A 15866-nucleotide genomic window follows, 5' to 3' on the forward strand; every position below is an offset into this window, starting at 1 on the left:
CTCCGTTGCCTGTCAGTAAGAAGACTCGGCTATTACTTTTTTACCGACCAGTGTTCGTCAGTAACTTCAATTTCCCACAACGGCATTGTTGCCATTCTGTATGGGGCGTATTCCACTTCTTTGTTAACCGCCAATACTTTGTTGGGGGCAGGTACGAACAACATGTAGCCGTTGTCATAAACGTGACGCATGATTTTTTCTGTAACGACTGTGAATTGCTCTGTTCCCACCGTCTCTCGGAACATTTCTTCAATGTAGCCGTCCAGAGTTGGATCAGGAAAAATGGTGCTCCAGTAATTGTGGGTGCGGTAAACGATGAAAGCTGACCAGGGATGGTTGTAATACCAATCATCATCCCCCCAAACGAGGAGATCCCAATCCTCAGAATTTTGTCCGGCATTGGTGGAAAGAAGCTGGTTGAATATATCTTTCTCGCTTGACGTGATTTCAAAGTTCAGGGAGACGCCGACCTTTCTCAGGTCACGTGCGATGCCTTTCCAGATAAACATAAAGCGGTCCTGGGTGAGCACCTTAAGCTCAAGCCCGTCGAGAATACCTTTCAGTTCTTCTCGGATGGACTTGGGATCCTGAACCTCAGAATAGGGCTTCAGGGTCTTAACAACTTCTGACACTCCCGGATAGAGGGGGGCTGCAAGTGTCGGCTTTAACTGACCTTCACCATCAAAATATTTACTGAGCAGTTTGGACTGATCGATGGCGCGGTTCAGCGCTACCCGCACCTCTTTGTTCAGCAGTTTTTGATTGCCATTGCGAAGATTCATATGAATAGCGATGTTGTTTGTGGACGGTGCGGAAACCAGGTTAGTAAATGGAGAATCATTCACCCTTACCTTTTCAGAAAACGGTGCGGGCATAATGTCCAGTTTGCCTTCGTTGTCGAGGATCATTTCCATCGCAATGTCTGATTGAAGCTCGGTGTAAATCGTAACTTTTTCAACGTTAGGGTAATCGGAATTCCAGTAATTTGGGTTAGCCACCAATACTGCCTTCGAAGTTTGTCTATCCCCTTCGATATAGCCTTCCTTCAAGATGTAAGGCCCCAGCCCATAAGGGCCGGCCTCAGCAAGATTGGGACATGTTGCTTTCCCGTTCCAGCCAAACTTTTTCAGGTAAGTTTCGGTATAAAACTGGATCCAGATAGCATCATTTAAAAACTGTCCGTATTTTTCCTTGAGATGAAAGCGTACGGTGTAATCGTCTATTTTCTCGACCCTGTCATAGACGGAGTCTATTTTGGTGAACAGAAAAGGCTTTTTCTTGAAATAAGCCATATTCATAAGAACAGCATCGGCGTTGAATGCGGTTCCGTCCTGGAATTTGACACCTTTTCTCAGGGTGAACTCATAGGTCCGTTCATCAACCTTCACGTGGTTGGTAGCCATGTCATAATCCCAGCCACGTTCATTGTTGGCTGGTTTGAGCAATGCTCCGTTAATAGAATGCGACACAACTATGTAAGGCAGGCTGGGAATAAATACTTTGATATGAGAGCCTGGAACCGGGGCGGCGACAGCGCTGGCAGTGACAATAGAGCACACAGAAATGCATAAAGCCAGGACCGCAGCACGCATACATTAACCTCCCCTAGATGATACGCAACACCCATGTAATAAACATGAATCATGTGAAACATATTTGGCACACTTAGTTTCAGTGTAGAAAAGATTCTGGGCTATGTAGGCTGAGCCTCTGAAAAGGCAGTAAAAACCCGAAACAAAATACGTGATTTCCACTGGTAGTAAATTTTAGTAAAAATCGTTAGAGTAATTTTGAGTTTTACCAAGGATACCTTTAAGGGATTAGGCTGCCCGGATGGCTTTCACCAAGAAAGGGAGCTAAAGGGTTTGGAGGATAAATGGCAACACTGAAAGAGATTGCGCAGGAAGCCGGTGTTTCCCTGGCGACAGTCTCACGCATTCTGAACGAAGATCCGACGCTGAGCGTGAAAGAAGAAACCAAGCGCCGGATTATCGAGATAGCAGAAAAGCTGGAATACACCCCGGCGGGCTCCCGGCACAAAAAAGAGAACCGAAAAAAGGCTGCCGCTAACACGCATTGTTTCCTCGCTGTGTTCAATTACAGCCAGGATTTGGAATTTAACGATCCCTACTACCTCGCTATTCGCCACGGTATTGAAACCCAGTGCAAGGCCTTGGGGGTCGATCTTGAAACTTGCTACTCAGGCGAGTTGGACCACATTGACAAGCTGGTGGACGGCGCGTTGGTTGTATCCCTGGCTTCACCAGAAACCATTGAAGATGTCCGCCGCCTGACGCCTCATTTGGTCTATATAGACCATACCGATTACGGCCAAGCGATGGATTCTGTCGACATCGACCTGACCCGCATTGCCAAAGAAGTGGTGAATTTTTTCATTGACCAAGGGTACGGGCGCATCGGGTATATCGGCGGGCAGGACAGCCATGAAACCCCCGATATCCGTGAGCAGGCATTTGCAGAATATGGTGGCCTGAAAGGGGTAGTGGCTGAGTCAGATATTCTGCGCGGTAACTTTACCAGCCAGTCCGGGTATGAGCTTGCTAAAACTATGCTGGATGGGGATTATCCGCAGGCGCTGTTTGTTGCTTCTGACTCCATTGCTATCGGTGTGTTGCGCGCAATTCACGAAAAAGGCCTGCGTATTCCTGACGATATTTCCCTGCTCAGTGTGAACGACATCCCTACAGCAAAGTTTACGGTACCGTCCCTTTCAACGTTTCGTATCCATTCTGAGCTGATGGGGTGCCAGGGGGTCAACCTGCTGGTGGAACGCTGCCGGGACAATCGTACGACACCCCTTAACGTGTTTGTGCCGAGTGAACTTATTCTGCGCGGAACCACCAAAGCAGCGTAAAGCTTTGCTCAACTAACCCGCCCGCCATTTGAGCGGGCTTTTTTGTTTCAGGCGTCATAGTTCCCCCTCTCATTGGCTCCATTCTGTTCTTCTTTCCGTTATTTGAAATCTATAACACGTTCTAAATGTGCTTGTTTTAACTGGTTTTATTGAATTTTACCTTTATTAAAAAACATGATGGTGATCGCCTAAATTCAGGCGAATCCGGGTGTATTTTGCCGAGAGCTTCACAGGTTAAAACAAGGGCATGTGATCAAGTTAAAAAAGCAAAATTTAACCGATTTGTTTAACTAAATGTTTTACTAAAATTGGTCATAACAAAAGGAACAGGTGTCTTGGAGGCATCGTGAATACAAAGACCAATAACTGGGAAAATCTGGCCCTGCAAAGCGAGAACCGTCTGGCTCCCCGCGCCTACTTTTTCTCCTATGACAACGAAGAAACCGCCAAAACCTTCCAGCGCGAGCTGAGCAGCCGCTTTATGCTGTTGAGCGGCCAGTGGACATTCAACTTTTTCGCAAACCCTCTGCTGGTACCGGATGAGTTTTACCGTGAGCCGATGAATGGCTGGGACAAGATCACCGTGCCAAACATGTGGCAGATGGAAGGCCATGGTAACCTCCAATACACCGATGAAGGTTTCCCTTTCCCTATTGATGTCCCATTCGTACCGACGGATAACCCGACCGGCGCTTACCAGCGTACGTTTACCCTGAGTGAAGGCTGGGAAAACAAGCAGACCATCATCAAGTTTGATGGCGTAGAAACCTATTTCGAAGTTTACGTGAACGGCAATTACGCCGGTTTCAGCAAAGGCAGCCGCCTGACTGCAGAATTTGATATTTCGGCATTCGTTACCACCGGCGAGAACCTGCTTTCAGTCCGCGTTATGCAGTGGGCAGATTCTACCTATATTGAAGACCAGGACATGTGGTGGATGGGTGGCATCTTCCGCGATGTCTATCTGGTAGGTAAAAATCCGGTACATGTTCGCGACTTTACTGTTCGCACCGACTTTGATGAAAGTTACGTCAGCGCAACCCTGAACTGTGCAGTTGAACTGGAAAACCTTGCCGATGGCGAAACTTCCGGCCTGTCACTCGGTTATGCGCTGTATGACGGCGCTTCATGTGTGGCTGAAGGGGAAGTGGCAAACCTGTCTGTGGCCGATGCCGCAAACACCGCTTTTGCCATCGATATGAACCAGCCTCACCAGTGGAATGCGGAGAATCCTTACCTTTACACCCTGGTGATAACCCTTCGGGACAGCGCCGGTGAAATCCTGGAAGTCATCCCACAGCGTGTCGGATTCCGCGATATCAAGGTGCGTGACGGCCTGTTTTATATCAACAACCAGTATGTGATGCTCCACGGTGTAAACCGCCATGACAACGACCACATGAAAGGCCGTGCCATGGGGATGGATCGTGTCGAAAAAGACCTGATTCTGATGAAGCAGCACAACATTAACTCGGTGCGCACAGCCCACTACCCGAATGACCCGCGCTTCTATGAACTCTGCGACGTCTACGGCCTGTTTGTGATGGCTGAAACAGATGTGGAAACCCACGGTTTTGCCAATATTGGCAACCTGAGCGCAATTACGGATGACCCGGCCTGGGAACACGTTTTTGTCGAGCGCATTGAACGCCATATCCACGCCCAGAAAAACCACCCGTCTATCGTTATGTGGTCGCTGGGTAACGAGTCCGGCTACGGCTGCAATATCCGCTCAATGAATGCTGCCGCCAAGGCACTGGATGATACCCGCTTGACCCACTACGAAGAAGACCGCGATGCGGAAGTAGTGGATGTTATCAGCACCATGTATTCCCGTGCCCAGCTGATGAACTACTTTGGTGAGCACCCTCATCACAAGCCACGCATCATCTGTGAATACGCACACGCTATGGGGAACGGCCCGGGCGGCCTGACTGAATACCAGAATGTGTTCTACAAGCACGACTGCATTCAGGGCCATTACGTCTGGGAATGGTGTGACCACGGTATCCTGGCGCGTGATGAAAAGGGTCAGGATGTCTACAAGTACGGCGGTGACTACGGTGACTACCCGAACAATTACAACTTCTGTATGGATGGCCTGATCTATCCGGATCAGACACCTGGGCCTGGCTTGCGTGAATACAAGCAGGTTATCTGTCCGGTGAAGGTGTTCGATCTGGATGCAGCCAACGGCCGTTTTACCGTCGAAAACAAATACTGGTACTCAGATCTGAGTGATATCACGCTGGATGTCACCCTGCGTGCCGAAGGCGAAACACTGGCCCAGTATTTCATCAAGCCTGAAAACGTCCAGGTCGGTGAGCGCCGTGATATCGAGGTGACTGTCCCTGAGCTGGACGGACGTGAAGTCTTTATGAGCGTGGTTATCCGCAAAGACAGCCGCACAGCCTACAGCGAAGCGAACCATGAACTGGGTATTTTCCAGTTCCAGGTGAAAGAGGACACCAAGTCCCTGCCGGAGTACACCAACCACAATGCCTGCGGCCTGAAAGTGCGTGATGAGCGACTGGTGCTGAGCGTGGAAGGCAACGACTTCACGCTGACCTTCTCAAAGGTTAACGGCAAGCTGACCTCTTGGGTGAGTGGAGGTGTGGACATCATCGCAAGCGCACCAGAGCTGAACTTCTTCAAACCGATGGTCGACAACCACAAGCAGGAATACGAAGGCCTCTGGCATCCGGCACACCTTCAAATCCTGCAGGAGCATTTCCGCGCGCTGGATGTGGAAGAGTGCGACGGCAAAGTGGTGGTGACCGTCCGCTCAATCATTGCGCCGCCGGTTTATGACTTTGGTATGCGCTGCACCTACCGGTTTGAGATCTGCCCACAAGGCCAGGTAAACCTGACCCTGTCCGGCGAGAAGTACGGTGACTATCCGCATGTTATCCCTTGTATCGGCCTGGATCTCGGCATCAACAATGCCTTTGAAATGGTCGAATACTACGGCCGCGGCCCGGGTGAAAACTACCAAGACAGCAAGTACGCGAACGTGGTGGATGTGTTTAAGACCACGGTCAGCAACATGTTTGAAAACTACCCGTTCCCGCAGAACAACGGCAACCGGCAGGACGTGCGTTGGGTTTCCCTGACGGACCGCCATGGCAAGGGGCTTCTGGTGAAACCGGCTGACACCCTGAATGTCAGCGCCTGGCATTACACCCGTCAGAACCTGCATGACGCCCAGCATACCAATGAACTGGAGAAGAGTGGTTACATCACCCTGAACCTTGACCACAAAGTGATGGGGCTGGGTTCAAATTCCTGGGGCTCTGAGGTACTGGATTCCTACCGTGTGTACATGGAGGACTTCCGCTACGGCCTGACCCTGATGCCATTTAATAAGGGCAACGGCGGCACAGCCATCCATGCCAACCACCGTTTCGGTGAGTTCGGTACCGACAGCATCCTGGACGGAGACAAGTAAATGCAAGTGCTAGAAAGCCTGAACCAGTTCAAGACCGTCTACCGGAACGGCCGTAAATGGCAGCGTTGTGCAGAAGCCATTGCCAATACCGGCAATATCCGTGACGGCGTGTTCCATTCCATCGGTGATTCACTGGTGTACATGGTGGAGGACGGGGTAGCGAAAGAGACAGAACGTTTCGTCGGCACCCGCCGATACCTCGACGTAATTTACTACCTCGACGGTCACGAGACCATTGAGGTAGCAGATAAGGAAGCACTTACCAATGTGCAGGCCTATCAGGATGAAACCGACCGCGAGTATTTCACCGGTACCGGTGAAAAAGTTGAAGTCGGGGAAGGCCAGGTACTGATATTTGATACCAACAAAGCCTACCGCTTCCACGGTGACAACCGGGTGCGAAAGGTGGTGCTGAAAGTGACCATCGAAGACGGATACTTCCTCAATAAATAAAGCCCTCGGCGCCGGTTAAGGCCGGTACCTGATTAAAACAATAAGGGCGGTCGGTGAACCTGATCGCCCACCCTACAATAAAACGTGATTCACAGGAGTGCCTCATGTCTGAATCAAAACGTAATACGATAGGCAAGTTCGGACTGCTGTCCATGACCTTTGCTGCGGTCTACAGCTTCAACAACGTTATCAACAACAATATTGAGATCGGCCTGTCTTCTGCACCGATGTTCTTTATTGCCACCATTTTTTACTTCATTCCGTTTTGTTTGATCATTGCTGAATTTGTTTCCCTCAACAAAGATTCAGAGGCCGGTGTTTACGCTTGGGTGAAAAGCTCACTGGGCGGCCGCTGGGCATTTATCTCGGCATACACCTACTGGTTCGTGAACCTGTTCTTTTTTACCTCTTTGTTGCCGCGCGTTATCGCCTACGCGTCATACGCATTCCTTGGCTACGAGTACATCCTGACACCGATGGCAACCACAGCACTGAGTACCATTCTCTTTGCATTCGCCACTTACGTGTCGACCAATGGTGCGAAGATGCTGGGTCCTATCACCTCGGTGACCTCGTCTTTCATGCTGCTGCTGACCATGTCTTACATCATTCTGGCCGGTGCTGCGCTGGTAGGCGGTGTACAGCCTGCTGACCCAATCACTGTTGAAGCGATGACCCCTGATTTCAGCTGGGCCTTCCTGGGTATTACTACCTGGATCTTCATGGCTGCTGGCGGTGCGGAATCTGTCGCGGTTTACGTTAACGACATCAAAGGCGGGCACAAGTCATTCGTTAAGGTCATCATCCTGGCCGGCCTGTTTATCGGTGTTCTGTACTCAGTTTCTTCTGTACTGATTAACGTGTTCGTACCAAGCGCAGAACTGAAGTTCACCGGTGGCTCAGTGCAGGTATTCGAAGGTCTGGCCCGTTACTTCGGCCTGCCTGAAATCATGATGAACCGCTTTGTGGGCATGGTTTCCTTCACGGCAATGTTCGGTTCCCTGCTGATGTGGACTGCAACCCCAGTGAAGATTTTCTTCGCTGAAATTCCTAAAGGTATCTTTGGTGAGAAGACCGTTGCGCTGAACGAAAACGGTGTACCGGCACGCGCTGCATGGGCTCAGTTCTTCATCGTTATTCCACTGATGATTATCCCAACACTGGGCTCGGACACTGCACAGGATCTGATGAACACCGTTATCAACATGACGGCTGCGGCTTCAATGCTGCCACCACTGTTCATCATGCTGGCTTACCTGAACCTGCGTATGAAACTGGACCACCTGCCACGTGACTTCCGCATGGGCTCACGCGCTACCGGCATCACCGTGGTTTCTATCCTGATTGGTATCTTCACTGTTGGCTTCCTGGCGTCTACCTTCCCAACCGGTGCTGACATCATGACCATCGTGTTCTACAACGTAGGCGGTATCGTGATTTTCCTGGGCTTCGCCTGGTGGAAGTACAACCAATATGAGAAAACCCTGTCAGCGGATGAGCGCGAGGAAGAAGCCTCTGCGATGAAACCTGCTGAAGCGATGAACTGATAAATCCGACAGTTATTCCCCCAACGTTAAGTCCGCTTCGGCGGACTTTTTTTATCTTTGCATTACTGCCCGAGGTCGTGGTGGTTGTTCAGTTCTGCCAACACATCATGCATTTTTTTGTTAACCATCAAGGCTCTCGTTCACATTTTGGTAAAAATATTGACACTATTAGACTAATTTACAGAGTGGAAAATTGGGGGGGAATGCCAATTAGGGATTAAAATAACCGGTTGAAATGACCCATGGACAGAGGTAAGCATGCAGCAAAGACATGTAACCGGCAGGGAAGTTGATTATTCAGGTGACCGACAACTGATTTCAACCACGGATCTCAAGGGCAATATTACCTATGCCAATGAGTTCTTTTGCCAGGTAGCGGGCTACGAAGAGGGCGAACTTGTAGGGGAATCCCACAGTATCGTCCGTCATCCGGATATGCCCCCGGCAGCGTTTGCCAACCTGTGGCAGGCACTCGACAAAGACCAGCCCTGGCGGGGGGTAGTAAAAAACCGCTGTAAAAACGGCGACCACTACTGGGTAGACGCCTATGTCACGCCACTTTACGAAAACGGCAAGAAAGTCGGTTACCAGTCAGTCCGGGTTAAGCCTTCCCGGGAACTGGTTGAACGGGCTGAGCGCCTATACCCCATTTTCTTCACTCGCCGGGCAGCTCGATACCTGAAAGTGAAATCCCGCATCAGCCAGTTGACTATAGCTTGGGGAGCTGCGGTGACCGGCCTTACCGGATACCTGGTGTGGAGTGGCAGTGAAATCTCCACCATTGCTGCTGCGCTGGGAGCATTTGCCGTTGCGGGGGCAGGAGGGCTTGTGTACGCCAAACGTATTCACGAGTTATTACAAACTTCCCGAAAAGTTGCGAGCAATCCGCTTATCCAGTTGGTCTACTGCTCCAGCATGGATGAATTCGGTGAAATTGAGCTGGCAGCAAAAATGCAAGAGGCCCACAACCGCACAGTGCTTGGCAGGCTGGGGGATATCACAGAAACAATCAGGCACTCCATTAACCTGACAGACAACGCGATCCAGGCTGCAAGTGAGGGCGTTAACCAGCAGAATCTGGAAACTGATGAAGTCGTCAAAGATATCGACTTTTTGTCTGAAGCCAGTAGCAACGTGCTCGACTTGACCAACAAGACCCGCGAAGCCAGCCTGACGGCAACGTCCCAGACCGAGAGAGGGCAGGGCAGCATCAACCAGACCGTCCGGGAGATTGGATCCTTGTCCGACAGTGTTGAAAGTGCGGTGGTGGCTTCTGAAGAACTGCAGCAGTTCACACAGGATATTGGCAAGGTGGTCACGGTAATCAGTGATATTGCAGACCAAACGAACCTTCTGGCATTGAATGCGGCTATTGAAGCAGCCCGTGCCGGGGATCAGGGGAGAGGTTTTGCTGTCGTGTCAGATGAGGTACGCTCGCTGGCTATTAAAACCCAGGCATCTACTGAGGAGATCCGGGCATCCATCAATAAAGTGCAGGAGTCGGTGAAACGCACTGTCGGGTTGATGGAAAAAAGCCGGGAATTTGCCGTTAACGGTGTTGAAGTAGCCAAAGAAGCCGGTGATGCGTTCAGGTTGCTCAGCGATACTATTTCAGGCATTTCTTCCCATTGCAGGGAGGTAACGCAAGCCTGCAACCGCCAGTCTGATACAGTGAATAACCAACAGGTAAGAATAGGGAAGATCCGGGATTTATCAGCTGAAAACCTTGCCGCTTCTGAGCAAACTGCCCGTGCAAGCCACCAGTTGCTTGACCTGGTAGCTCAGCTTGAATCAATGCAGACAGCATTTGAAAGAAAATAGCTCTGCTTTAACTTTTACCTATTCTTGGTGAATCAAAGGAAAATGTCAGTGCCGGAGCCCGGTGCTGACTTGCCTGCTTCAACAGCTTTTCCATCATTCCTTTTGTGATTCCCTTACCCGTCCCTTTTTCTGGTTAACACGCCAATCTAATCTTCAACGAAACATAACAAGGCCCGGGGCTGCGTACCATCACGGTTTTACGACTATTTGAAATTGTTTTCATCGGAGTTTGAAACAGAAATTTCGGCATGCTCACAAAAGGATGTAAATATTTCATTTTGTGGTTGTGGTGAAATGTTAATTTCATATAGTGACAAAATTAAGGCTGGGGGCGGGTCGAATCCTTGTGAACCCCCTGATAGGACATAGCGTATTTCGGAGTTTGGATATGGGTACACTCAAACTGACCACGGCACAGGCATTGGTGAAGTTCCTGAATCAACAGTATGTGGATGTTGACGGGCAGGAGCATAAATTTGTCCACGGCGTATTGACGATATTTGGTCACGGTAATGTTGTTGGCCTGGGGCAAGCCCTGGAACAGGATGCCGGGGACTTGATCGTCCACCAGGGTTGTAACGAACAGGGCATGGCACATATCGCCATGGGATTTGCCAAACAGCAAAAACGGAAAAAGATTTATGCGGTAACGTCTTCCGTCGGGCCCGGTGCGGCGAACATGGTGACTGCCGCTGCGACAGCAACCGCCAACCGGATTCCCGTCCTGTTCCTGCCGGGTGATCTCTTTGCATCCCGCCAGCCGGATCCCGTGTTGCAGCAAGTCGAGCAGTACCATGACTGCTCAATCAGTACCAACGACTGCTTCCGTCCGGTCTCACGCTATTGGGATCGTGTTTCCCGCCCTGAGCAACTGATGACGGCCATGATCAACGCCATGCGCGTACTGACTGATCCGGCTGATACCGGCGCAGTGACCATCTGCCTGCCGCAGGATGTGCAGGGTGAAGCCTACGACTTCCCGGAATATTTCTTTAAAAAACGCGTCCACCGGATAGAGCGTCGTCCGGCGACAGAAGCCATGCTGACTGATGCGGTTGAACTGATCCGCCGCAAGAAAAAGCCGATGCTGGTGTGCGGCGGTGGCGTCCGGTATTCCGAAGCCCATGACGCCTTCAGGCAATTTGCTGAAACCTTTAATATTCCGTTTGGGGAAACCCAGGCCGGGAAGAGTGCCATAGTGGCGGAACATCCCCTCAACTGCGGCGGGGTAGGGACAACCGGTTGTCTGGCAGCCAACCTGATTGCCAAGGAAGCGGATCTGGTGATTGGCGTGGGTACCCGCTTTACGGATTTCACAACCGCATCCAAGTCGTTGTTCCAGAACCCAGATGTGGAATTCCTCACCATTAATGTGGCCGAATTTGATGCCTTCAAACTCGATGCCGTCCCTGTGGTGGCAGATGCGCGCACTGCGCTGGAAGCGTTGTCAGAAATACTGCAGGCAACGGGATACCATAGCGGTTACGGCAACGAGATTACTGATGCCAGAAGTGCCTGGAATGCTGAGCTTGAGCGACTTTTCAGTCTTCGAGTTGGTGACGGTTTTGTACCGGAAGTGGCGGGCCATCTGGATGACAAATTGGGTGAGTATGCCGCAACCCTTTCTACCCAGCTTGCGCAGACGCGGGTGCTTGGGGTGATGGATAAATACCTCGAAGATGATGCCATTGTGGTTGGGGCGGCCGGGTCATTGCCGGGAGATCTGCAGCGAGTATGGCGCCCGAAAACACCGGACACTTACCATATGGAATACGGCTATTCCTGCATGGGCTATGAGGTTGCCGCCGCTGTGGGTGCCAAGCTCGCCCGCCCGGATCAGCCCGTTTACGCTATGTTGGGTGACGGCTCATACATGATGCTTCATTCCGAGTTGCAAACCGCCGTTCAGGAAGGCACTAAAATTACGCTTCTGCTGTTTGATAACGCAAGCTTTGGCTGTATCAACAACCTGCAAATGAGCCAGGGGATGGGAAGTTACGGTACGGAAAACCGCCACCGCGATCCGGAAACTGGCAAGATGACCGGCCCGTTAGTGAAGGTCGATTTTGCCAAAAATGCAGAAAGCTATGGCTGTAAGGCTTATTCCGTCCATACGGAGGAAGAACTGGTCGCCGCGCTGGAAGAGGCAAAACTGCAAGCCGGTCCGGTGTTGGTTGACATCAAAGTGTTGCCCAAAACGATGACTCACGGTTATGAGGCGTGGTGGCGCACCGGTACTGCACAGGTGGCAGACAAGCCGGAAATTGTGGCTGCTGCTGAGGGTATTAAGCAGGTGCTTGCTACCAAGGCTCGCCAGTACTGATACATTTTTACCGAGTGGGGGCAGCTTTCAGGCTGCTCCCTTTTCGGTCTGTTCCTTTGTCAACTTGCCACTTGCTTCTTTCTTCAATCTTTCCTCTTTTCTCTTCCGTCATCTCTATGTGTTTGCGCCTTTGTCCTCTGTCATCGGAATAAAACGAAATATTTGTTTCACTTCATGTTGCAGATGATGTTTACGCAAATTGCATCGAATAGTCCTGGGGTTTGAGCAATTTATCGAGTTTTCATACTCGTTTAACCCCAGTTATTTCTGATGGTTATGCCTGCCTCGACTCGGATGTATTTCGTGATCGCAGTGACAGGATTTGCTGTCTTCCGGTTAAAAAATGATACTCCTGCGACAAAAATAAAATATTCATTTCATGGCATATGTGAAATGTACATTTCACTTGGTATATTCCCGTCATCGATTAGGTAATTGATTAATCCTGTTCGAAAAATCCTGTCAACTCGGTTGAATTCTGTTTGTGGAAAACCCCTGAAGTGTTTCCGTTAAATGGGGGAGTCCAGAAACTTCTGCCGGCTAAGAGCCGGTTCCAAGGAGCCCTTATGTACAATATCGCATTGTTTGGTGCAGGCCGTATCGGCCAGGTTCATGCGGTTAACATCGCTGAACACAAGGAAACTTCTCTCTATTCCGTGATTGACCCGTACCAGGAAGGTGCAAATTCACTGGCAGAAAAATATGGCGCCAAGGTTCAGTCTGTGCAGGAAGCAATGGCTGACCCGAATGTTCATGGCGTACTGATCGCGTCAGCTACTGACACCCATGCAGAGCTGATTGAGATGGCCGCCAAAGCCGGTAAAACCATTTTCTGTGAAAAGCCGGTCCACCTGGATATTGAGCGAGTCCGTGAATGCCTGGCGACCGTGAAGGAGTTCAACGTCCCGCTGTTTGTGGGCTTTAACCGCCGTTATGACCCGCAGTTCCGCAAAGTACGTGAGATGCTGAGCGCCGGTGCCATCGGCCAGGCTGAATCGCTGATTATCACCTCCCGCGATCCGTCTCCACCGCCTGCCTACTATGTGAAAGTCTCCGGTGGCATGTTCCGCGACATGACCATCCACGATTTCGACATGGCACGTTTTATTATGGGTGAGGATCCTGTCTCTGTGTATGCACAGGGCAGCAACATGGTTGACCCTGAAATCGGCCAGGCCGGTGACATTGATACCGCCTTTATTGTGATGAAATTCCCATCCGGCGCGATGGCGACCATTTCCAACAGCCGTCGCTCCGGTTATGGATATGACCAGCGTATCGAATTGCATGGTGCCAAAGGTCTTCTCACGGCGAAAAACATGCTCGAAGATCAGGTAGAGCAATGGGGTGAAGCCGGATGTGTTGCCGCGAAACCGGAGCACTTCTTCCTGCAGCGCTACAACGCTGCCTACAAGGCTGAGTGGAACCACTTTGTTGATGTGCTGGCAGGCCGCGCAGCACCAGAGTGCAGCGGTTATGACGGCGAACAGGCACTCCGCCTGGCTGACATGGCCTTTGAATCACTCGCCACGGGCAAAGAAATCAAACTGTAATCTTCCGTCATTTTGGAGCGGCAACCCGCCGCTCCGCTTTTTTCTGACGAGTTTCAAATCCAATCTTTCCGGAAACGGGGTTGCACCCGTTGCCGCAAGCATGATGCAAACGAAAATCAGGAGGACGTTATGCTGGCGTTTATTTCGTTTCTCGGCTTTACCCTGTTTGTTGCAGGCTTTGCGTATTACAAAACCAAAAATGCTCACCTGACTGATTCTGCCGAAGGTTATTTTCTTGGCGGACGCTCGCTGACCGGCGTGTATATCGGTGGTTCCATGCTGCTGATGAACCTTTCCACCGAACACCTGGTTGGCTTGAATGGCTTGTCTTTCCGCACCGGCTTTATCGTGATGGCGTGGGAAGTGATGGCAGCGATGGCCATTGTGCTGTTTGCAATTTTCTTTCTGCCCCGCTACCTCAAGCTCGGTATCTCCACTATCCCCGAGTATCTTGAAAAGCGCTTTGACAAGCAGACCCTGACCATTACATCCATTCTGTTCCTTGGTATGTACGTTATCTCCCTTCTGCCCATCGTGCTTTATACCGGCGCGATTGCATTGGAAAGCCTGTTCCAGGTGTCCGACGTGTTCAATGTCGACAAGACGACCGCGCTTTGGATCATGGTGTGGGGAGTGGGAGGACTGGGTGCCGTTTATGCGGTCTTCGGCGGTATTAAGGCAATTGCAGTGGCGGATACCATCAACGGTGTCGGTCTGATTACCGGTGGCCTGATGGTAACGCTGTTCGCCCTTGCCTACGTGGGTGATGGCAACATTTTGAGCGGTTTGGCGGAAGTCTACCAACACAACCCGGAGAAGTTTAACTCCATTGGTGATGAAGACTCGCTGGTACCGTTTTCAACCTTGTTTACCGGCCTTGTCGTTTCCAACCTGTTCTTCTGGTGTACCAACCAGTCGATTGTGCAAAAAGCACTGGGTGCGAAGAACCTTGCTGAAGGCCAGAAGGGCGTACTGCTGTGTGCCTTTTTTAAACTGGTTATCCCGACCATCATCATCCTGCCGGGTATCATTGCTTTCCATATTTTCCAGGGGCAAATCGATAACCCGGACAATGCCTACCCGATGCTGGTAGAGCTTGTGCTGCCGGAAATGCTGGTTGGTTTCTTTGCAGCGGTTGTTGTGGGGGCGGTGTTCTCTACCTTCAGTGGCGGCCTGAACTCCTCTGTCACGCTGTTTACCGTCAACATCTTCAAAAAGAGCCTCAAGCCGGATGCAACAGAAGCCCAGACGGTGGCGCTGGGTAAATACCTCGGCCTTGGCCTTGCGGTGGTGTCGATGATTGTTGCCCCGCTGGTGGCAAATGCGCCGGACGGCCTTTTCTACCTTATCCAACAGCTTCAGGGCATCTTCAACGCCCCCATTCTGAGTGTGGTGATGGTCGGCCTGCTTACCAAACGAGTTCCCGCCATTGCCGCCAAGCTCGGCCTGCTGTTCGGTATGTCAGCTTATATCCTGTTTAACTTTGTGGTGAAAGTGGATATCCATTTCTTCCACCTTGTTGGTCTGCTGTTTGCCGGTAACATCGTCTTTATGTTGGTTGTCGGGTATTTCTACCCGCAAGAGGCCTACGAAGAGGTGTATACCGAGCAGGTGGATATCAAGCCTTGGTCAATGGTCAAGCCGGTTTCCCTGCTTATCGCGCTGGGTTCCGTCTCCATGTATGTCTATCTGGCGCATAACGTACCGGGCTGGGTGATGACCGGCTATTACGTGTTTGCCGTTGCGTCCCTGGCTTATGTGTTCTGGTCCATTGGACGTGAATTGATGAATAGCCCGCGTGCGTCAATGCGCACACAAAAACAAGGCTAAAAGTTGGAAAATAAAC

9 protein-coding genes are annotated in these 15866 nt (G+C 50.9%); 8 read left to right on the plus strand and 1 reads right to left on the minus strand.

The features are described 5' to 3' along the window. Positions 1 to 32 precede the first annotated feature (32 nt). On the minus strand, positions 33 to 1592 hold the full coding sequence (locus NF212_RS20885) for an ABC transporter substrate-binding protein (RefSeq protein WP_434362869.1): 1560 nt from the start codon (positions 1590 to 1592) through the stop codon (positions 33 to 35). A 284-nt stretch (positions 1593 to 1876) separates the two neighbouring features. Between NF212_RS20885 and ebgR the strand changes: the two genes are divergently transcribed. From ebgR to NF212_RS20925, 8 genes are all read left to right on the plus strand, one after another. Then, positions 1877 to 2875, plus strand: a complete 999-nt coding sequence (gene ebgR / locus NF212_RS20890) for a transcriptional regulator EbgR (protein ID WP_434362870.1) — start codon at positions 1877 to 1879, stop codon at positions 2873 to 2875. A 346-nt stretch (positions 2876 to 3221) separates the two neighbouring features. Beyond that, entirely contained in the window at positions 3222 to 6323 is a 3102-nt protein-coding gene (gene ebgA / locus NF212_RS20895; protein WP_434362871.1) for a beta-galactosidase subunit alpha, read from the plus strand. Next, positions 6324 to 6776 (plus strand): beta-galactosidase subunit beta, encoded by a 453-nt coding sequence (locus NF212_RS20900; RefSeq protein ID WP_434362873.1) that lies wholly within the window; start codon positions 6324 to 6326, stop codon positions 6774 to 6776. It abuts the gene before it with no gap. Positions 6777 to 6880: 104 nt separating this feature from the next. Then, positions 6881 to 8323: an amino acid permease gene (locus NF212_RS20905; protein ID WP_434362874.1), complete on the plus strand. Its 1443-nt coding sequence runs from the start codon at positions 6881 to 6883 to the stop codon at positions 8321 to 8323. 258 nt (positions 8324 to 8581) lie between these two features. Beyond that, the gene (locus NF212_RS20910; RefSeq protein ID WP_434362875.1) at positions 8582 to 10144 is read left to right on the plus strand and encodes a methyl-accepting chemotaxis protein; all 1563 of its coding nucleotides are present in this window, start codon (positions 8582 to 8584) and stop codon (positions 10142 to 10144) included. 388 nt (positions 10145 to 10532) lie between these two features. Continuing rightward, on the plus strand, positions 10533 to 12467 hold the full coding sequence (iolD, locus tag NF212_RS20915; protein WP_434362877.1) for a 3D-(3,5/4)-trihydroxycyclohexane-1,2-dione acylhydrolase (decyclizing): 1935 nt from the start codon (positions 10533 to 10535) through the stop codon (positions 12465 to 12467). Positions 12468 to 13033: 566 nt separating this feature from the next. Beyond that, the gene (gene iolG / locus NF212_RS20920; RefSeq protein WP_434362878.1) at positions 13034 to 14020 is read left to right on the plus strand and encodes an inositol 2-dehydrogenase; all 987 of its coding nucleotides are present in this window, start codon (positions 13034 to 13036) and stop codon (positions 14018 to 14020) included. Between the two features lie 129 nt (positions 14021 to 14149). Beyond that, entirely contained in the window at positions 14150 to 15850 is a 1701-nt protein-coding gene (locus tag NF212_RS20925) for a solute:sodium symporter family transporter (protein WP_434362880.1), read from the plus strand. Positions 15851 to 15866: the final 16 nt, after the last annotated feature.

The organism is Parasalinivibrio latis (assembly GCF_036825535.1).
Taxonomy (GTDB): Bacteria; Pseudomonadota; Gammaproteobacteria; order Enterobacterales; family Vibrionaceae; genus Parasalinivibrio; species Parasalinivibrio latis.

Bases quoted from the DNA above. Each gene is read 5' to 3' on its own strand.
- NF212_RS20885 (WP_434362869.1), bottom strand. From the start codon at position 1,592: ATGCGTGCTGCGGTCCTGGCTTTATGCATTTCTGTGTGCTCTATTGTC.
- ebgR (WP_434362870.1), top strand. From the start codon at position 1,877: ATGGCAACACTGAAAGAGATTGCGCAGGAAGCCGGTGTTTCCCTGGCG.
- NF212_RS20900 (WP_434362873.1), top strand. From the start codon at position 6,324: ATGCAAGTGCTAGAAAGCCTGAACCAGTTCAAGACCGTCTACCGGAAC.
- NF212_RS20905 (WP_434362874.1), top strand. From the start codon at position 6,881: ATGTCTGAATCAAAACGTAATACGATAGGCAAGTTCGGACTGCTGTCC.
- NF212_RS20910 (WP_434362875.1), top strand. From the start codon at position 8,582: ATGCAGCAAAGACATGTAACCGGCAGGGAAGTTGATTATTCAGGTGAC.
- iolD (WP_434362877.1), top strand. From the start codon at position 10,533: ATGGGTACACTCAAACTGACCACGGCACAGGCATTGGTGAAGTTCCTG.
- iolG (WP_434362878.1), top strand. From the start codon at position 13,034: ATGTACAATATCGCATTGTTTGGTGCAGGCCGTATCGGCCAGGTTCAT.
- NF212_RS20925 (WP_434362880.1), top strand. From the start codon at position 14,150: ATGCTGGCGTTTATTTCGTTTCTCGGCTTTACCCTGTTTGTTGCAGGC.